Below are 18,859 nucleotides of genomic sequence, written 5' to 3'. Positions count from 1 at the left end.
TCACTTCTCCCCGTTCTTGAACGGGCGGGTACGGAGCTGACGGAACCGGCTGGGCGTGCGGGCCGGTTGGGGTCCGGCGTGGACCAGGTGAGCGAGCGCGGCACCCATGCCGAGGACAGCGACGGGCAAACAGGCGACAACAGTCGTGATCTGCCACGGAGCGCGGGTCACGCCGGCGGCCTCCAGCAGGTGGTAGGCGACCTGACCGAGCGCACCCAGAACCAGCGCAGACAGGGCGGACACCTTCGCGAACCGGCGAGCTGATGCCGGGACCTGCCCCGACAACCAGACCCGCAGCGCGAACGCCGCGTACGTCTCGACACCGATCGGCAGCGTGATCGCGGAATTGATCGTGAAATCGTCCGCGATACCGGGCAGCGGGTGGACCACCCCGAACCCGGTAAGTTCACCGAGCCCGACCCACCCCGACCAGACTGCGACAAACGCCGGCAGCGCCAGCAACACGACCGGCCACGTACGTACCGGCTGGGCACTGTCAGAGACAGCCGCCGGGACCGCCTCGGACGGGGTGGACTCGGCAACAATCACCGGTTCTACGGGCGCCGTGACCTGCGGAGATGCCTCCCCCCTCCCCGCGGAGGGCATCTCGTCGTTCGTGGCGTCAGCCTCGGTATCGGGCAGGTCCGGCACCGGTTCCAGGTGGGTCCGGGTGGCGGCATCGTCCTCGATCAGCGCCAACCGGACGGCCTTGGCCTTGTCCTTGCCGATCCGGAAGTGCTTCATCAACCGGTTCTGCGACGGGATGCCGCCGGTCTCGTCAGCGAGCTTGCGGGCGGCCGGGATCAGTTCCTCTACCGGGACCGGGTACGTGGTTCGAAGCGGGATGCTCATGCGTGGATCTCCTTGCCCTGCAGGACGCGTCGGGCGTCAGCGAGGAAGCCGGTCAGCGCCCACAGATCGCCGTAGGCGACAGCGGCGCCGGCCGAACCGAACGGGGGAACGTCAGCGGTCACGACGGTGACCAGGTTGGCGAGCCGGGCTTCCAGCTCGGCCGGGATCGCAGCGGGAGCCTCCAGACCGAGACGCTCGGTCCAGACCTCCCTCAAGCCCGTCACTCGGCGACTCATCGGGTTCCGCCGGTCAGCAGCAGCGTCAGACCGGTGAGGCCGGCCCCCGCGATCGTGGCGAGCATGGCCACCTGCAACAGCCGATGCTTAATCCAGCTCAACCGACTCAGGACAACCGCCTGAGCACACATCTCGCGGGCGGTGTCTTCGCCGGCCAACCGGTCGGCCAGCTCATCGGGGCTGTAGTGCCGGACGGTGCCGAAGTACAGCACGCTGCCGCTGCCGTGCTTAGTGTGGCGAGCCCGCAAGATCGGCAACACCACCGCCACCGCGCACAGCACCGCCGCAACCATCAGCGCCACACCCAACGACACCAGCAGCCGCCCCGCAGTCCCGAGACGGTCCAGCTGGACCAGCGCCACCACACCGGCCAGAACGGCAGTGTTCAAAGTCGCCACGAACCCGGCCTTCGCGTCGGCCTTGCCGATCGAACCGGCAACCGAGTCGTGGACCTTCTGCGCCTTCGCCAGCTCGCCGTCACTCACCGGCTGTGCCAAGGCGAGCGTCGCGTGGACCTGCGCCCGGCGAAGTCTGTACAACTCGCTAGCAGCGCTCAGTGCGTCGTCGGCGTCCTTCAGGTTCAGGACGGCTTCATGCGTGTGATCGACGCCAGTCATGCCACGTCCTCCGACTCCGGGGCGCGGTCGGCCAGGTCTCGGGCGACCTCCAAGACTCGGTGCTCCGCACGGCGGATCCGGCGCCGGTCCAGCTCCGACGCCGCCGGACCCGCGTTGATGAACGAGATCTCGGCGTCCAGCAGCTCCAGCTCGGCCGCCAGCAGCGGCCATTCACGCTCGATACCGTCCAGATCAGCCGGGGTCGGCTCGTCGTCGACGACGGCCGGAAGGGGGATGATGTTCACGGGTTGTGCTCCTCTACGCAATGGACTAGTGCGACCCAGGCGCCTCGGCGGCTGCAACCGCCGGGGCGTCACTTCAAAGCTTGTGTCGATCTGACTAGCCTGACTAGCCAGGTCGTCATGTGGCTAAGTTACATAGGCTGGCTAGCCAGGTCAAGGTTTCGGGACAGCTCGCCTAGCCTGCCTAGTCAGGTAGTAGAATCAGGCTCATGGAGCAGCAGCTAGACCCGACTGACCCGCGCCCGCCGTACAAGCAGGTCGCCAACGCGCTGCGCGCGGCGATCCTCACGCACAAGTTCAAGGCCGGGGAGAAACTCCCCTCGCAGAACGACCTCGCCACCCAGTACGGCGTAGCCCGCATGACCATCCAGCAGTCCCTGCGGATCCTGCGAGACGAGGGGCTGATCGTGTCGCGCGTCGGCAGCGGCGTGTACGTGCGCGAGCAGGCCGACCAGGCGGTAGGCCTGCGACCCCACATCGAGAAGGCTTTCGAGCGGGACTCAGTCACCATCGACTTCGCCGGCCTGACCGGTGAGACGCTCCTCGGCGCTCTTGAAGAGCCCATCGACCGCATCAGGCGCGGCCGCCTCACCCCCCAGGCCATCACCATCCGGATGCTTCTACCGGACCTTGCTCAGCCGATGGCGGTGCCATCGCGCGCCGGCGAGAACCCCGGCGATGATCCGGCAGTCAGAGCGCGCATGGAACACATCGCGCAACGGTCGGCCGGACAGATCCTCGAGTCGATCCGCGAGCTGGGCGAGCTGGGTCTCGTTTCCAAGGTCAACGCCGAAGTACGGGTCGTCAATCTCCCGATGATGTTCAAGCTCTACGCCCTCAACGAAGAAGAGGTCTTCTTCGGCTTCTACCCCGTCGTCGAGCGTGACGTCGAGATCGACGGCGAGCCGGTCCCCACCTTCGATGCCGTCGGCAAGGACACCGTCCTCTTCCACCACTCCACCAGCGACGACGACCGCGCGACAGGCTCGCAGTACGTCGAACAGGCACGCCGTTGGTTCGACAGCCTCTGGGGCACCCTCGGGCAGGTCCGCGACCTGTGACCACCGATCCCTTGGCACAAATCCTCAGCACCGCGGAAGCCATCCTCTTCGACTTCGACGGCCCGATCTGCTCAGTGTTCGACGGCTACCCAGCCCCACAGATCACCCACGAGCTCCGGGGGCTGGCCCGCCAGATTCGCGGCGGGCTGGCGGCCGCCTTAGAGCAGGCCTCTAGCCCCCACGAACTGCTTCTGGCTGCGGCCGACGACTTCGAGCTAGCCCAGCGACTAGAAGCCGCCCTCCAGACGGCTGAACTGACAGCCATCGAGACGGCCCGCCCAACACCCGGCGCAGCCGAATCCATCGCAGCCTGCATCGCTAGTGAACGTCTAGTGGCCGTGGTGAGCAACAACTACGCAGAGGCCGTCCTCGAGTACCTCACGAGAATCGGCCTGTCCGAAAGTGTGTCTCTCGTAGTGGGTCGAAACGCTACGGACCCGACACTCATGAAGCCCGACCCTCACCTCATCCAGAGAGCCATCACAACGCTCGGGACCGCGCCATCCTTATGCGTCTTCGTCGGCGACCAGACCACCGATATAGAAGCTGGCCACGCAGCGGGAGTTCCGACTGTCGGCTACGCCAATAAGCCCGGCAAGGCTGAGGCGTTAACTAAGTCTGGAGCCGACGCCCTCGTGACAACGATGTTTGCCTTGGCGAAGTCGATCCACTGACGAAGCAGCCGGCGACATCCGCAACCCAAGTACGCCGGGGCGCCACGGCAGTTGCTCCAGACGGCCGTCAGCGCAGAGTCATCCGATATTTGTATCCAGGATGTGACCGCGCCGCCCGTCCATCGCCGCTACGATCTGCTACTAAGCGGATCGCCTCACGATCCGTGGGGGGAGTGATTGCGTTGCCATCCAAAACACACGACAGCCTTGCAAACCTATTAGCCGCAGGGAAGATGGAGCCGTACTTGCGGCACATCAGATTTCCCTTCTACAGAAATCTCCGAACGAAACTTAGAATTGAATTTCTTCACCCAATAACTGCCCTTGTCGGCCCAAACGGGACCAACAAGACAGCAATTCTCAGGGCTCTTCAAGGTTGCCCCGACTACAACAATGTCGGCAATTATTGGTACTCAACGACCCTCGACCCCATCATCGATGGGGATCGTCATCGATTTATACACGGATACATAGCGCCAAGCACAGGGCAGATCGTCGAGTCTGTACAAACTCAGATCAAGAAGGCCTACCCGGACTACTTCGAGCCATCGCGCCCGCTTCTGACTGACGACATGGAGAGGATGCCGAAGGTCACGGACGACGACGAGCTTCCACCAGAACGCGCTAAGACACGGTGGAGAGGTATCGACAAACAGGTCATCTATGTGGACTTTCGGTCTGAGTTGTCCGCGTACGATAAGTACTTCTTCCATTCCCCAACGGAACGAGAACGTGAACAGACCCTACTTCGGCGAAAGAAGAACGTCGTTCGCCGAAATTCTCCACACCTGGCGGAGTCGATACGGACTGAGCGCGAGTCGCATGACTACTACAGGAGAGAGCGCATCGTTGTTGTGGCATCTGCCGCCACCGGCGAGCAGCTAATGGCAATCTCTGCGATCCTCGGCAGAAAATACAGTGAAATACGGTATATCACGCACCGATATTACGGCATTGAAGGAACGACAGTCCTGCTGAAATCCTTCGATCATCGTTATTCGGAAGCATTCGCCGGCAGCGGCGAGTTCGCAGTTGCTGTGATGGTCAGGAAGGTCATGAGCGCCACCAATTACTCACTGATCCTTCTTGACGAGCCCGAGGTATCTCTGCACCCGAAAGCCCAGCAGCGTCTTATGGACTTCTTGGGTCAGGAATGCAAGAAGAAGAAGCACCAGATCGTGATATCGACGCACTCCCCCGAGATAATTCGGGAACTGCCGGCTCACGCGATCAAGCTGCTCCAGCAGAATGAGGTCGACGGGAAGATCGACCTGGTCAGTCAGTCCACCGAACCCGCAGAAGCATTCTTCCGAATCGGAGTGAGACTGGACAAAGTCAAGACCATATACGTGGAGGATCTCCTAGCCGCCGCCATTGTCGAGCGAGCACTAGAACCGTTCGGAATGGCAATCAACACAACTGTTGACATTGAACCGCTACCCGGTGGCGCCGAGGCAATCAGCACCAACTTTGTTCCATCATTTGCTCTATCCTCGAACTCCAACGCATTCGTACTGCTCGACGGAGACCAGTCCACCCCAGATCGCCCATCGACACCAGCCACGGTGTCCGATGCCGATCTTGAGGCAGTTCTGAAAACCTTACTTCATGGGGAACCGGCGCTTTCCCTCGATGGCTCCAATGGCGTGTCATCGCCAGGCCAGAAGACCGTTCAGCGACGAAAAATTCTCGACTGGACCCATAATCACCTCGACTATCTTCCAGGTGGCACACCGGAAGCGCTGCTCATGGAGATGGCTGAGATCGATGGCGACAAGTCGGAGGCCAAGGAGTACTGGTGCAAGCTCACAACCGATGTGCTATCCCCTCCCGAGTGGGATCGCGTTTCAGCCAGTGACATCCTGGCCGAGCAGAAGAGGGCCCTGGCTAGGGTAGAATTGGACCACCCAGTATTCAAGACTATTCGCGAACGCGTAAAGCCATTTCTAGATGGTTTGGAGACTAGCGAGTGACCATCTCCGTGGTGGATTTCTTCTCAGGCTGCGGCGGCACCAGTCTGGGATTCCGCGATGCCGGGATGAAGATCGCCGTAGGCTTAGACAATGATCCAGACGCTGCGAGCACGTATCGGCTGAATTTCCCTGATGCAGCTTTCCTTGAGCGGGACATCACGACCGTCAACCTGTCAGAGATTGCGGATCTCCTGCCGGATGGCCCGATTCTGTTCTCAGGATGTGCTCCATGCCAGCCATTCTCGAAGCAGAACAGGTCACGGGGAACCAAGGATCCGCGGCGTTTTCTACTCCGAGAGTTCCAGCGATTCGTCGTCGGCCTACTGCCTGACTATGTCGTTGTCGAGAATGTTCCCGGCCTGCAAAAAGTGGGGCGATCAGGCCCCTTTGCCGAATTTATCCGTTCTCTCCGGAGGGCTGGCTACACAGTCGGCACCGAGATTCTGGCTGCACTCGATTTCGGCGTTCCGCAGGTACGCAGGCGTCTCGTCATCGTCGCATCGAGGCACGGGGTTGCCCCGCTTCCGCAGCGAACTCATGGGCCAGGCCTAAGCGCACCCGCGACGGTTCGTGATTGGATCGCTGACTTGCCGGAGCTCCACGCCGGTGACACTCATCCCGATGACCTTGATCATGCAGCAATGCAGCTCTCAGCCCTGAACCGCCGGCGCATCCTCGCGACCGCTGAGGGCAAGGGACGTGAGAGCTGGTCTGACGATCTGCTGCTCGATTGCCACCAGGGACATCGTGGGCACTCCGACGTATACGGCCGCCTCGCATGGGACCGGCCGGCGTCGGCAATGACAACACGTTGCCTGAGCTACTCGAATGGCCGCTACGGTCACCCAACGCAGGCGCGCGCGATCAGCGTCCGTGAAGCCGCATGCCTCCAGACCTTTCCACGCACCTTTAAGTTCGCAGGCGGAATCACTTCTAAGGGTCGGCAAGTAGGCAACGCTGTACCGCCCCTACTGGCCCAGCGGATTGGAGAGGCGATCCTAGAGACAGTCTAGGGTTCAGGCAGTATCCTCTCAGCCGACGCCAATCCGCGCTCACACGTATCGGCAACGACCCCTGAACTATTTGCCTAGAACATCGGGCAATGCGAGCTGGGCAACGATCTTCGCGATGGAGGGCGTGCTGTCGATGAGTTTTGGCAGCAGCCGGTCCCACACTGCACGGACCCGACCCGCGTGAGGCATCTCTGCGGTTACCTCGGATTTCATTTCTCCGAGGAGACGCACGAGTTCCCCCTTGTTGCTCGCAGCGTCAGGATGGGCAAGCAGCGATTGAAGAACATCGACAACCTGCAATACCTCTTTTTGCGATTCAGGAGTCAGGACGTTGCTCGATTGATCAACGTGCGAGCTCTTGATGTTGATTGGGGATTGACTGTTCACCCCAATGTTCGTCGTGATGTGATCACCGTTCTGCATCATCATGTACCCCTTCTCCTCTAGCCACTTCTCGCTTCCAAGTTCATCGCGCGCACAATCATCACCGATGGCTGTGAGTTTTAGTACCTGTAATCCATTTTTGCCAGTTGCGGTCCTCAAGAGACCTCGTTCAGATAGGTAGTCGATTGCAGAGTTGTAGTCCGTGGCCTGAAGCGTGTCGAGGAAAAAGTATCGATGCGACGACTTCAGGAGCCCTGTAATGTCGCCTTCATGTTCGGGGTTGCGATACAGCCAATCCAGAAGGGAATCTCTCGCGGCGGCGGCTCGGTACCTACGGTGCTTCAGCATCACGTCCTGATTCTGCATCAGCCATCGTCCCGTTTTCGTTACCTTCAAAAGCCCTTCTGAGTCATCGACTGCCTGCACCGCTCGCAAAACTTTGCACGCCCTGTTGGCGGCCATTTGATCCAGATCTAGATCTATTGATGGCAATTTGCGCGGAATACGTCGAGGAAGCGAGACGGCTAACAACCACTCGAGCAAAGCCCATGCTTCTAAAGTGCATTTTGATGTTGGCCATCCGCGCTTCATTTCAATCCACAGGACTTCGGGGGCCGGAAGCGGCACCGAGTCCTTTGGCCTCTGGCGTCCCGCACCCGTAGTCGCCAGGCCGATACAAACGAGCACAAGGATGACGACGATGCCGATAAAGACGACAGCGTCAGTTGAACTGCTCGCTTCTGCGCGCATAGGCCCCCCCGACCATGTTGACTCGCTCGGCGGGCATTCGACTAGCCCCAAGGCCAATCTCGTTCTGTCGGAGAGTAGGCCTCTCGGCGGCGGAGGGACCGGCCAGACCTATACGGGTTGATAGCGCTCCGCTCGCACCCGCAGACGGAGGCCACAGGGGGTGTGCCCGCGGAGCTAGGGCGGCAGCGCGCACGGGCCCCGCGTTCGGCGGGCGATCCCGGCCGTCGGCGCCGACGATCTATTGAGGCCACTCCCGCAGTTGCCCGCCGGAGTGATGTGACCGCAGTACACGACCGCGACCTACAGCCTGACCGGCGGATCTGGCAAGACCGACACGGAGCGCCGTACCACCATCGGACTTGCCGGTCACCGTCCCACATTCAGTGACTTCGTCCCCAGTTGCTCCAGTTCGCATCCCAAGGTGGCAGGATTGCTGGGTGGCTAACCTCAAGAAGTCGTCGTCGAACGCAACGCGTCTAAAGATTTCAACACTCGTAATGCGAAAGCTGATGTTTGCGTCCGGTGGCCGCTGCTCCATGACCGACTGCGGCCTCTCCCTCATCTCCGACTCAGGCGGATGGGTAGGTACGGTCGCGCACATCGTTGGCGCTGAGCCAGACGGTCCTCGCGGCGCGGGTCCAATGTCTCCTGAGGAGAGACGCTCATTCGACAACTTGATGTTGATGTGCGCGACACACGGCCGCGAGGTCGATGCTGCGGAAACGGGCGAAATAAATTTTCCAATTGCCAAGCTTCGCGCCATGAAGCTAGTGCATGAAGCGAGGATTTCGGAGGCAGTCGAACATGCCGTCGAAGAGGAGCTCACTGGAGTGCGGACGGCGACCGGCCTGATAGATATTTCGCTGCGCAATGCGAGCGACGCCTCGACAGGAGACGGCTTGGCAGAATCGATCGGACTCAAAGATCCCGATGAGCTGGAAGACTTAATGGCAGCGCTCACTGAAGCCAAGTCGCGCCTGCAACGCCTGTCGCAACCAGGCCTCGATACGTTGTCACAAATCCTCGGAGTCTGGCGGGTTCACTGCTTCGATGCAAGCGATGGTTCGTATTATTTTGGCGATCCCTCAGGCAACCGCCCCAGAGTTCCCCTTGAAAAAGTGGATAACAGAATCAAATATGGTGCAGAACAGACCTTTAATAACTCTACACAGGAGCTATTTTCTTCCGATCTCGTAGAGATCGACGTCAACGATGATGAGAACGGCCAAGAATATACCTTTCACTCTCCTTGGAGTTTCAGAATTAAGGGGACTCGATACTCATTCGACTTCTGGAGCTCGGCAGCAGAATTCCTTCAGTCTGGCCACGGCGTCGAGATACAGGATTGGGTTAGATCCTTGGATTTCTCAATATTCGATCGACGTGCACCAAAGGGCCGCGATGTCCCCTGGCGATAGCCACATTGGCAACTGATGGAATCGAGTACGCCTTAAGCCCGGGGGGATTGGCAGTTGGGCTGGCGGCTCTGTCCACCTCATGCCCCGAGGATGACCGCAACCATGACCGCAACGGCTACCGACGGCGAACAATTGGCCCCACTTGCGAGGCTCGTCAGGCAACCGCGCCTGCGAGAGCCTTGCGGACTGGTGTCGAACTGAAAAGCGGAAGGTCGGCGGTTCGAGACCGCCCCTGACCACACACGAACCCTCTCCGGCATCCGGAGGGGGATTTTTCTTTCCCACGCGAGCTCCGCAGCCGCCTTCCGTCGCTCCGCTCCTCCAGGCGTCAGCTACGCACGACTCCCGCCCACCCTCCGGCTTATCGCCGGCGGTGAGCTGCCTGCTTAGCGCAGGCGTTGCCCGGCTTGCGCCGGGAGTACCCGGCTAGCGCCGGAGCTACGGGCTTATCGCCCGCTTCTGCGCACTTATCGCGCGCGCCACACCACGTCGATTCCGGCCGCTCCTTCGGCGGGATCGCGCTCACGTCATCGCGACGGCTGCACTCCCCTCAGCCGACCCAATGCGTCACCCAGGCAATGGCTCCAGCCGGTGCACCGGCTCAGGTCGGCCAACGAGGAAGACGACCTGATCCGCGTCGGTGACCGTCAGCCGGTACTGATCACGCGATGGACGGCCAGCCGCGAACCACTCGCCCTGCGCAGCCTCGACGTCGTCCCACACTGAACCGGGGCCTCCCTGCACCACAAGGCCGTCGACGAACCGCGCCCAAGAACCGTCCGACCGGAAGGCCACCGGCATACCGTCCATGGTCATCGTGCGGACGTCCGGGTTCGTCAGATCCAGCCAGAACCGCGCCTCGTTGTCGCGGTAAATCGAGGTGTCGAACTGGTGCGGCCGGCCAACGCCAACTCCGTTCAGCGCACGCGTGATCAATTCGCCGATCGCCGTCGGCTCCGGCTGATGCCGCAGCGGCATGAAGTACGCCGAGTTCGGCAGGAACCGCCCTGCCGCCTCGTTGCCTGTAGATCCTTTCCGAACCGCCACAACACCAGCGCCCAGGGGCGTAACGATGACCCCACCCGGCCGAACCTGATCAAGCCACGCCGCCGGCACGTAATCGAGCCGGCAAGTCGCGATCACGGCGTCGTACAGGCCGGCCTCCGGATAGCCGTCCACGCCATCGGCGACCGCTACTAGCGGCGTGTAGCCCGCCTCTCCGAGCCTCATCCGAGCTTGTGCGACCAAGTCAGGATCGATGTCGACACTCGTCACCCGGTCGGACCCCAACCTCTCCGAGAGCAACGCCGCGTTGTAGCCAGTCCCCGTGCCGATCTCGAGTACCCGCTCTTCGCCGTTCAACTCAAGCGCTTCGAGCACGGTCGCCATCAAGCTAGGAGCCGTCGAGGAAGACCTGACGTCTTCGGTCGTCACGAGATGAACGTCCGAGTAGACAGCCGACAACCATTGGTCCCCCGACGTCGAGTCCACGACCGAGCTGCCGTGCTGATCACTCCGATAGAACCGAGGCACGAACAAGTGCCGCGGCACCGCGCCAAAAGCAGCCTGCCACCGCGGATCAGTGATGTTGCCATTCGCAACAAGCTCACTGACCATCTTCTCCAGATCCGTAGCTGCCTGGCGTTCGCTCATCGGCAACTGCTCTCCAGGAAATCGGTGATCGCGTGGGCAACGGGATCTCGTAACTCAGGAATGAAGGCCCATTGTCCATTGGGGTTGGCCTCGAGAAAGACCCAATCACGCCCGGGAGCTACGCGAAAGTCGAGGGCGGCAGAGGTCGGCCGCAGTCGAGAAGCAGGTCGGCCGCTCCCCGGCGTACGGCGTCGGGCACTTCGACGACCTTGTAGTTGACTCCATACGTGTGAGCAGTCTGCGCTCCGCCTTGGTCAAGCTGGCCGCGCTGCCCGCCACGTTGCGTCAGCATGGTTTGTGGGTGGCTTTGTAGGACTTGGGGGCCTTGTCTATCAGGAGGGTTGGGGGTTCGCCCTTCAGGTACTTGCTGACGGACCACTGGGTGCAGGTTTGGCCTTGGGGGCCGTCGGCTGTGTCTTGGGTGCTGGTGAAGGTGAGTTTGGCCAGCAGGCGGCCGTCGGTGGTGGGGGTGATGGACAGCAGGTTGACCTCGGAGTTGACGGTGGAGCGGAAGCCGGTGGCGAAGGCTGGGCGGGTCAGGAGCTTCTGGGCTGCGGGGGTTTGTTGGGACTGGTAGGTGAGGTAGTCGTGGTTGTTGATTGCTGCGAAGTACGTGGTGAGGAGCTCGACTACGGCGGTGGTGGCGGGATCTTGGGAGGCTTCGGGGGCTACTGAGACCAGGTCGTTGCCGAGGGTGGGTTCGGGGGTCGGCTCGGGAGGTGCTTCCGTGGTGGTCTCGTCTTCCGTGGGTGCGGGTGACCAGGTTGGTTCTTCGGAGGTTGGCGCGTAGCCCGGGGTGATGAAGCCGTCGGGGCCGATGAAGGAGGCGTCGCCACCCGAGTTGCCCTCGCCGTACGAGTTGCTGTCGCCGTTCGAGTCGCCGTCGTCGCCGAAGTTGCCGGTGCCGATCGAGCTGGCACTCTCCAAAGCGTCGGAGATTACGGCGTTGGTGCCGAGGATTCCTATGACTACGACGACGGCGAGGACCACCGTCGCCCCGACGAACCAGGCGGCTTCGTGTCCGGCGGGTGCTTCGGTTCTGCGGGTCGGTCGGGATTCCTCGAAGCCGGCCTCGCAGTGGGTGCAGTAGTTGGTTGTTTCCGTACGGCGGTTGCCGCACACGGTGCAGAAAGCAGACATCAGTTCGTCCCCCCGGACAATTACAGGATGGCGCCGACCGCCTGCTGGACTGCGGTCACCGCGGTGCCGATCGAGGCGATCGACTTGGCTCCGGACGCGATCAGTTCCAGCAGGCGCAGTACTGATCCCTTGTCCGGTTCTTCCTTCCCCAGTTCGCGATCGGCGAGCTCGGCCAGTTCGACGGCTTGGCCCGGCGGCTCCGGCTCGGCGCGGAGCAGGTCGAGGAGGTGGGCCATCTCGGCCCGGGCGTCGGCGAGAGACGCGGTCGACACCGTTGAGATGTTCATGGCCTTCGCGTGTTTGCCGGCTGCCATCGCCCCGGCTGAGACCTGGCCTCCGCTGATCCGGATTCCGTCGTTCTTCTCCACGGGTTTCAGCTCTTTCCGACTGCTTCGTTGACGCTCTGCCTGGCTGCGTTGGCGACTCTCGAGATCACGTTGGTCGCCCGGGCGCCGCTCCCCGCGGCGATGCTTCCTGCCGTGACGCTGCCACCGCCGGCGACGTACACGCCGTTGTTCAGGATGGTCGTCTGGCGTTGGCTCAGCTCAGCGGTGTCGATCCCCTTGGACTCGAGGAATCCGTTGAGGGACTGGAGCAGCCGCTTGTTGATCACCTCGGTGTACCAGGCGTGGTCGAGCTTCTGGAAGTACCGCTGGTACCGCGGATCGCTGACGGTCTCCCGCGGGCTGATCGGAGCGCCGTAGTCGAAGCGGAGCGCGGTGAGAATCTCCCGCTGTTGCCTGACCCGTTGCAGCTCAGATGTCGCGCCGCCCATCACGTGCGCCCCCGTTGCGATCGGTGCACGGAACAGATGGCCCGGCGTACGGCGAAGAGCGCGGCCGCCGATCCGCAACGCCTGCCCCACAGTGGGTTGCGGCAGCAGCCGGTCGACCTCCTGGAACTCGTCCCGCACCGGCGTGAGCAGGCAATGGCTGGCCTCGACGAACAGCTCGCGCGGCGTCACGACGAAGCGCAGGTACGTCGAGAGAACCAGCTGGCCCTGCCAGCCGCTGATCTGGATGCACAGGTACGGGCGTGCCCGGTCCTCCGGCTCGATCGTCAGGCTGCGCAGCAACGCGCGATCGATCGCGGCCACCGGTGCGGCCAGTTGGTTGGGCAGGAACCGCTGGTCGTTGCGGATGTCGCGACCGTCGACGAACACGCGATCCGTGATCGTCACCTCGCCGGTCCGCAGGTCGCGCAACTGGTCGCGGACGAAGTCGTGGATCTCCAGCGCGGTGAAGGACTTGGCCTCCTCTCCCGCGGCCGCCCGGTGGGTGTCGAGCACCATGGTCCAGGCGTCCACGGTCGTCCCACTGCCGACGAAAGGCCTGTACGCGCTGTAGACGCCGACGTTTCCGCGGGCGGCCGCGCTGACCTGCTCGAGTCGCCGGCGGACCTCGGGCTCGCTCGGCCGCGGCATCAACTCCGGCTGGAACCGTGCCGGGTGCAGGTCGTGCGCGACCACGCCGTACGTCGCCACCAGCGTCTCCCCGACGACGACCACCCAGCAGAGCGCAAGCGCCACGACGAAGACGAGCGGCCTCGCGGTGTAGAGGCTCCACACCGCGGTGAACAGGAGAAGCGTCAGCAGCAGATCACGGACGAACTGCCGCTTCCGGGCCGCGATCGCGTGCAGGATCACCGGCACCAGGTCGACATCGGGCGACGACGGCGGCGCCTTGAACTCCTCGTCCAGGACGTCGCGGACGACTTGACGAGCGAGGTTGCTGTTCAGCTGGACCGCCGCACAAAGATAACGGGTGGCATCTGATGGTGGCATCGTTGCCATATCGCGTTCCGTTGCCGGAATCGGTACTCCGCACGTGCCGCAGTAGGTGGCCCCGGCCCGATTGGCCGCGCCACAGGAATGACATTCCTTCATGGTATTTCCCCCCAACCGCAGCGACGGTACGGCGATCACCCCGCGAGGTCCAGAGGTCGTGCAATTTCAGTGATGTTTACTCAAGCGATCGTTGAATGCGCAGGACCATTTCGTAAATGGAGCCGGATGATCATTGGCTCGGCCGTGCCGGCCATCGCGGGGATGTTGCCGTGCGCAACTTCACTGGTGTGCGGAGTAGGCTGCATCCTCTATCAGTTGCAGGCTGGACGACACAGGGGTTGCCTACGGGTCCTCTGGATCGACGAGGTGTGATTGGTCGTCGTAGTCGATCACCAGCTTCGCGAGGAAGTACGCGCCGCAAGTGCGGCAGAAAGCCTCCTCGGCTGCGCCATCGACGAGGTGGTCTCCTTGACCTGGATAGCCGAGGTACCAGTGTCCGTCGAGCATGACCATGAGTTGTGGCCACTGTGGCTCGCAGGAGCACACGGTGTTCTTCGGCGCGCGGGCCCAGTCGAACGGGGGTGGCGTGCCTGGTTCTAGGACGAAGTTTCCTGGATAGGTCGCGCTACAAGCGGAACAGGAGGCCGTCAGCCCGCTCGAGCGAGTCCAGATGCTGCCGTGTTCGGCCGGCAAGCATGGCATGAGGTAGCCGTTCTGCTCGGTGACAAGAGCCGGCCACTGCGGCTGGCAGCGGCAATCTGATGTGCGCCTTCGGAACAGCTTGATCACTTGGGCTCCTGGCTCTGAGGACGAGCGACGAGGGTACGCCGAGGTCAGGCCTCGCGGGAGTTCAACCGGGGCGGGCGTAGCTGACGCCTGGAGGAGCGGAGCGACGGAAGGCGGCTGCGGAGCGCGCGTGGGACGAAGGTTCCTAGCGGGGGATGCGGTTGGTTTCGTAGGTCCAGATGGCTAGTTCTACTCGGTTTCGGGCGCCGATTTTTAGCATCAGGCTGGTGAGGTGGGTTTTGACGGTGCTGAGGCTGATGTGGAGGTCGGTGGCGATCTCGGCGTTGGTTCGGCCGGCGGCTGTGGCTAGGAGGACTTCCTCTTCGCGGGTGGTGAGGGGGTCCTGGGGTTGGGGCGGGGTTGAGGGGGCGGCGAAGGCCGCGAGTAAGCGGGCGGTAATTTTGGGGGCGATCAGGGCGTCGCCGTTGGCTGCCGCTTGGAGGGCTTGGACCAGAAGGTCGGGGCCGGCGTCTTTGAGGAGGAAGCCTCTCGCTCCGGCTTTCAGGGCTCCGTAGACGTACTCGTCGAGGTCGAACGTGGTGATCACGACGATGGGGATTGGATCGACGACGCCGGGGCCGGCCAGTTCGCGGGTGACGGCGATGCCGTCGAGGCCGGGCATTCTGATGTCGACGAGGCAGACGTCGGGGCGTTGGCGGCGGGCTAGGGCGACGGCTTCGAGGCCGTCGGCGGCTTGGGCGATCACCTCGATGCCGGGTTGGGCGTCGAGGATCATTGCCAGGCCGGTTCGGACGAGGTCCTGGTCGTCGGCGACGAGAACTCGGATGGTCATCGGGTGACCGCCGTACGAGGAGCGAGGGCGGGCGTCGTACAGGCGCGGCTCATCGGCCCACCGCCGTACGGGGTAGTACTGCGGTGACGGTCCAGCCGTGGTGGGGGTCGGGGCCGGCGGCAAGGGTGCCGCCCAGGAGCGCTGCGCGTTCGGTCATGCCGGGGAGGCCGTAGCCGAAGGAGTTCATCGTGGTGGGCTCGCCGTCGTCGTGGATGGTCAGGCGCACAGTCTCGTCGTACGACGTGAGGTCGACCTCGATGCGCGTGGCCTGACGCGCGTGCCGGGTGGCGTTGGTGATCGACTCCTGGGCGATGCGGTAGATCGCGGCGCCGACGGCTGGGCCGAGGTCGTTCAGGTTGCCCGACATCGTGAGCTCGACACGCGAAACAGTGTCGGCGAGGCGCTGCAGATCGGCGACACCCGGCTGCGGCGCGAGCGCGGCGGTGCCGTCGTCGCGCAGTACGCCGACCATGGTGCGCAGCTCGGCGAGCGTACGGGCCCCCTCCGACTCGATCACGGCGAGCGCTTCGACGGCGGCCTGAGGGCGACTGGCGGCGACGGCCTGGCCGGCCTGGGCGCGGATGACGATGGCCGAGACGTGGTGGGCGACCGTGTCGTGCAGTTCGCGGGCGAGCTGTTCGCGCTCCCGGAGCCGGACCTGGTCCCGCTCGCGGAGCCGGGCGGTCCATCGGTAACGGACCGCGGCGGCGAGAGTCGCCGGGAACAGCAGGAAGATGCTGCCGCCGACCGCTTCGGCGTACCCGGTGAAGTCACTGACGATTCCCAGCACCATCGCCACCAGGACGACGACGAATCCGATCAGGATGTCGCGGCCTGATCCCCAGCGGACGAGCGTGTACGGCAACAGCACCACGCAGATCATCGTGTAGAGGCCGAACGGCGCGCGATCGGTGATCAGGGCCACGATGTCGACCACGATGATCGCGCCGAACACGGCCGAGACCACCGTCAAAGGATGGGTACGACGCCACAGCAACGCGCCGACGGTGGCCAGTGCGAACGCCAGCGCGAACGGCCGCCACACGAGGTCCGTACGGAGTACGCCCTCGAGAACCGCCGCGATCAGCAGGCCGGCGACGAGCACCCAGTCGCGCCACACCCGCCTGGGCGGGTACGGCGCTCGCGGCTCGGCCAGCAGCGACCGAAGAGCGTTTCTCACCATGCCCACAGCGTAGGGACTCCGGGCCCCGAGCGGATCGGCTCAAAGTACGGGACGCGACCCGGCTGATCGGCCGAGGAAAGTCCGGCCCATCGCCCGAGGTGTGGTCGGCCCGCCGGCCACAGGCTGAGACCAACTCTGGCTGAAGGGATTCATGATGACGTCGAACCTGTACAGGCTTGGCCGGTACGCCGCCCGCCGGCCCTGGGTCGTGATCGGGGCGTGGCTGGTCGTCGCCGCGCTCGTGGTCGCGGCCTCCGGCGCCTTCGGCAAGAAGCTCGAGGAGTCGTTCGGGGCGCCCGGCGTCGACTCGCAGTACGCGACCGATCTGCTGTCGGCCGCGGGAGCGGACCAGGCCGGGCTGACCGCGCAGATCGTCGTCACGCCGTACGACGAACAAGCGACCCTCACCGAACCCGAGCTGCGGGCGGCGCTGACGAAGCTCCGCGCGACTGCGGCCGCGCTGCCGCACGTGCTGTCGGCAGGCGATCCCGTCGTCTCGCCGGACGGCCGGGTCGGGCTCGTCCGGCTTCAGTACCCGGTGCTCGACGAGCTCGAGCCGAGCGATCTCGAACAGCTCAAAACCCTGACCGCGGTGGATTCCCCACTCCGGATCGAGCTCGGCGGCGACCTGTTCTACGCGTTCGAGGAAGTGCAGCCCGGTATCGCCGAGGGGTTCGGGCTGATCGCGGCCATGATCGTCCTGTTGCTCGCGTTCGGCTCGATCATCGCGATGGGACTGCCGATCGGGATGGCCGTGTTCGGGCTCGCGCTCGCGATCAGCTCGCTGTCGCTGGTCACCTATCTCATCGAGCTGCCCAGCTGGGCGCCCATTCTCGGCAGCATGATCGGGCTCGGCGTGGGCATCGACTACGCGCTGATCATCGTCACCCGGCATCGCGAGTTCCTCGCCCGCGGGCTGGATGTCGAGGATGCGGTCGGGCAGGCGGTCGCGACCGCTGGGCGGGCGGTGCTCTTCGCCGGCGGCACCGTGGTGATCGCAATTCTGGGGCTGGTCGTTGCCGGCGTACCGTTCATGACCGCCGGCGGGATCGCGATCTCGCTGATCGTGCTGACGATGGTGCTCGCGTCGCTCACCTTGCTGCCGGCGTTCCTGGGGCTGGCCGGGCCTTGGATCAACCGCTTGCGGGTACGGCGGGTGCGGACCTCCCCTGGATCGGGTTGGCGGCGATGGGGTGGGCACGTCTCCAAGCACGCCATCGCGTACGCCGTGGGCGCCACCGTGCTGCTGCTCGCGCTGGCTGCGCCGGTGCTCGCGCTCCGGGTCGGTACGCCGGACGACGGCGTGCTCCCGGTCCAGCGGACCGAGCGCCGGGCCTACGACCTGGTCGCCACGGGATTCGGTGCTGGGAGCAACGGTCCGCTGGTGATCGCGGTCGACGTGTCGCGCGATGCGGGCGTCGTACAGCCGCTGTACGACGCCGTACGGGCTGATCGGGGGATCGCATCGGTCGCGACGCCGGAGGTGAACACGGCGGCGGGGGTCGCGACGCTGATCGCCGTACCGACGACCGGGCCGCAGGACGACGCCACGATGACGACTGTCGAGCGGTTGCGTGAGGAGGTGTTCCCGTCGGTGTTGCGGGACAGTCCGGCGAAGGCTCATGTCGGTGGTCAGACGGCGACGCTGGCCGATGTAGGGGCCAAGGTCAACGATCGGCTGCCGTGGTTCATCGGCGCGGTGATCCTGCTGTCCGTCGTACTGCTCAGTGTGCTCTTCCGGTCGATCGTCGTACCGCTGAAGGCGGCACTGATGAACCTGCTCAGCATCGGCGCGTCCTTCGGCGTGATGGTGATGGTCTTCCAGTGGGGCTGGGCCGCGGACCTGATCGGGCTGGAGACGACGCTGCCGATCCTGCCGTTCATCCCGATGTTCATGTTCGCGGTGGTGTTCGGGCTCTCGATGGACTATGAGGTCTTCCTGCTCACGCGGATCCGGGAGGAGTACGTGCGGACCGGCGACAACACCGCGTCGACGATCCACGGCATCGCGACCACCGGCCGGCTGATCACGTCGGCGGCGCTGATCATGATCGCGGTGTTCGTCAGCTTCTCGCTGGCCGACGATCCGACCGCCAAGATGTTCGGGCTGGGGCTGGCCACGGCCGTCCTGATCGATGCGACGGTCGTGCGGCTGGTCCTCGTGCCCGCACTGATGAAGTTGCTGGGCGATGCGAACTGGTGGATGCCTGCATGGTTCGGCCGGCGGGCCGCGCCTCCGGACGACGCTGACTCCAGTACGCCGTACGGGGAGCGGGTCGGGGCTCACTGAGGTGAGGG

The 18,859-nt window shown here is 63.9% G+C and carries 18 protein-coding genes; 6 read left to right on the top strand and 12 right to left on the bottom strand.

Annotated elements, in window-relative coordinates; all coding sequences use genetic code 11:
- From ACYVIO_RS09805 to ACYVIO_RS09790, 4 genes are read right to left on the bottom strand one after another with little or no spacing between them, the layout of a single operon-like run.
- A complete protein-coding gene (locus ACYVIO_RS09805) occupies nucleotides 1–852 on the bottom strand; it encodes an ABC transporter permease (RefSeq protein ID WP_460650351.1) in 852 nt (283 codons plus the stop codon).
- A complete protein-coding gene (locus ACYVIO_RS09800) occupies nucleotides 849–1,076 on the bottom strand; it encodes a hypothetical protein (protein ID WP_460650350.1) in 228 nt (75 codons plus the stop codon). Before ACYVIO_RS09800 ends, ACYVIO_RS09805 begins: the two co-directional genes overlap by 4 nt.
- A gap of 8 nt (nucleotides 1,077–1,084) precedes the next feature.
- Nucleotides 1,085–1,705, bottom strand: coding sequence for a Pycsar system effector family protein (locus tag ACYVIO_RS09795; RefSeq protein ID WP_460650349.1), 621 nt, complete (start codon nucleotides 1,703–1,705; stop codon nucleotides 1,085–1,087).
- Nucleotides 1,702–1,950 carry a DUF6284 family protein gene (locus tag ACYVIO_RS09790; protein ID WP_460650348.1) on the bottom strand — a complete coding sequence of 83 codons (249 nt, stop codon included), beginning with the start codon at nucleotides 1,948–1,950 and terminating at the stop codon, nucleotides 1,702–1,704. The genes ACYVIO_RS09795 and ACYVIO_RS09790 overlap by 4 nt, the downstream gene beginning before the upstream one ends.
- A 206-nt stretch (nucleotides 1,951–2,156) precedes the next feature.
- Here ACYVIO_RS09790 and ACYVIO_RS09785 point away from each other — a divergent pair, with 206 nt between their 5' ends.
- The 4 genes from ACYVIO_RS09785 to ACYVIO_RS09770 all read left to right on the top strand — a co-directional run bounded on the left by ACYVIO_RS09785 (nucleotide 2,157) and on the right by ACYVIO_RS09770 (nucleotide 6,668).
- Nucleotides 2,157–3,008, top strand: a complete 852-nt coding sequence (locus tag ACYVIO_RS09785) for a GntR family transcriptional regulator (protein ID WP_460650347.1) — start codon at nucleotides 2,157–2,159, stop codon at nucleotides 3,006–3,008.
- On the top strand, nucleotides 3,005–3,682 hold the full coding sequence (locus ACYVIO_RS09780) for an HAD family hydrolase (protein ID WP_460650346.1): 678 nt from the start codon (nucleotides 3,005–3,007) through the stop codon (nucleotides 3,680–3,682). The genes ACYVIO_RS09785 and ACYVIO_RS09780 overlap by 4 nt, the downstream gene beginning before the upstream one ends.
- 164 nt (nucleotides 3,683–3,846) lie before the next feature.
- A complete protein-coding gene (locus ACYVIO_RS09775) occupies nucleotides 3,847–5,655 on the top strand; it encodes an ATP-dependent nuclease (protein WP_460650345.1) in 1,809 nt (602 codons plus the stop codon).
- A complete protein-coding gene (locus ACYVIO_RS09770; RefSeq protein WP_460650344.1) occupies nucleotides 5,652–6,668 on the top strand; it encodes a DNA cytosine methyltransferase in 1,017 nt (338 codons plus the stop codon). Before ACYVIO_RS09775 ends, ACYVIO_RS09770 begins: the two co-directional genes overlap by 4 nt.
- Nucleotides 6,669–6,734: 66 nt before the next feature.
- Here ACYVIO_RS09770 and ACYVIO_RS09765 read toward each other — a convergent pair whose 3' ends face one another.
- Complete coding sequence (locus tag ACYVIO_RS09765) at nucleotides 6,735–7,802, bottom strand: hypothetical protein (RefSeq protein ID WP_460650343.1); 1,068 nt, start codon at nucleotides 7,800–7,802, stop codon at nucleotides 6,735–6,737.
- A 437-nt stretch (nucleotides 7,803–8,239) separates the two neighbouring features.
- Here ACYVIO_RS09765 and ACYVIO_RS09760 point away from each other — a divergent pair, with 437 nt between their 5' ends.
- Nucleotides 8,240–9,220, top strand: a complete 981-nt coding sequence (locus ACYVIO_RS09760; RefSeq protein WP_460650342.1) for a hypothetical protein — start codon at nucleotides 8,240–8,242, stop codon at nucleotides 9,218–9,220.
- A gap of 567 nt (nucleotides 9,221–9,787) precedes the next feature.
- Here the strand turns inward: ACYVIO_RS09760 and ACYVIO_RS09755 are convergent.
- The 7 genes from ACYVIO_RS09755 to ACYVIO_RS09725 form a co-directional block, all read right to left on the bottom strand.
- Nucleotides 9,788–10,873, bottom strand: coding sequence for a methyltransferase domain-containing protein (locus tag ACYVIO_RS09755; protein ID WP_460650341.1), 1,086 nt, complete (start codon nucleotides 10,871–10,873; stop codon nucleotides 9,788–9,790).
- 285 nt (nucleotides 10,874–11,158) lie between these two features.
- On the bottom strand, nucleotides 11,159–12,013 hold the full coding sequence (locus ACYVIO_RS09750; protein WP_460650340.1) for a hypothetical protein: 855 nt from the start codon (nucleotides 12,011–12,013) through the stop codon (nucleotides 11,159–11,161).
- Nucleotides 12,014–12,033: 20 nt separating this feature from the next.
- Complete coding sequence (locus tag ACYVIO_RS09745; RefSeq protein ID WP_460650339.1) at nucleotides 12,034–12,381, bottom strand: hypothetical protein; 348 nt, start codon at nucleotides 12,379–12,381, stop codon at nucleotides 12,034–12,036.
- Nucleotides 12,382–12,386: 5 nt separating this feature from the next.
- Nucleotides 12,387–13,805, bottom strand: a complete 1,419-nt coding sequence (locus ACYVIO_RS09740) for a hypothetical protein (protein WP_460650338.1) — start codon at nucleotides 13,803–13,805, stop codon at nucleotides 12,387–12,389.
- A 336-nt stretch (nucleotides 13,806–14,141) separates the two neighbouring features.
- Complete coding sequence (locus tag ACYVIO_RS09735; RefSeq protein WP_460650337.1) at nucleotides 14,142–14,588, bottom strand: hypothetical protein; 447 nt, start codon at nucleotides 14,586–14,588, stop codon at nucleotides 14,142–14,144.
- 142 nt (nucleotides 14,589–14,730) lie between these two features.
- Nucleotides 14,731–15,378: a response regulator gene (locus ACYVIO_RS09730; RefSeq protein WP_460650336.1), complete on the bottom strand. Its 648-nt coding sequence runs from the start codon at nucleotides 15,376–15,378 to the stop codon at nucleotides 14,731–14,733.
- A 49-nt stretch (nucleotides 15,379–15,427) separates the two neighbouring features.
- A complete protein-coding gene (locus tag ACYVIO_RS09725) occupies nucleotides 15,428–16,561 on the bottom strand; it encodes a sensor histidine kinase (RefSeq protein WP_460650335.1) in 1,134 nt (377 codons plus the stop codon).
- A gap of 154 nt (nucleotides 16,562–16,715) precedes the next feature.
- On the opposite strand from ACYVIO_RS09725, the gene ACYVIO_RS09720 reads away from it, so the two are divergent.
- A complete protein-coding gene (locus tag ACYVIO_RS09720) occupies nucleotides 16,716–18,851 on the top strand; it encodes an MMPL family transporter (protein WP_460650334.1) in 2,136 nt (711 codons plus the stop codon).
- Nucleotides 18,852–18,859 lie beyond the last annotated feature (8 nt).

Source organism: Kribbella endophytica, from assembly GCF_054781295.1.
This window is presented reverse-complemented; position numbering and strand designations above follow the sequence as displayed.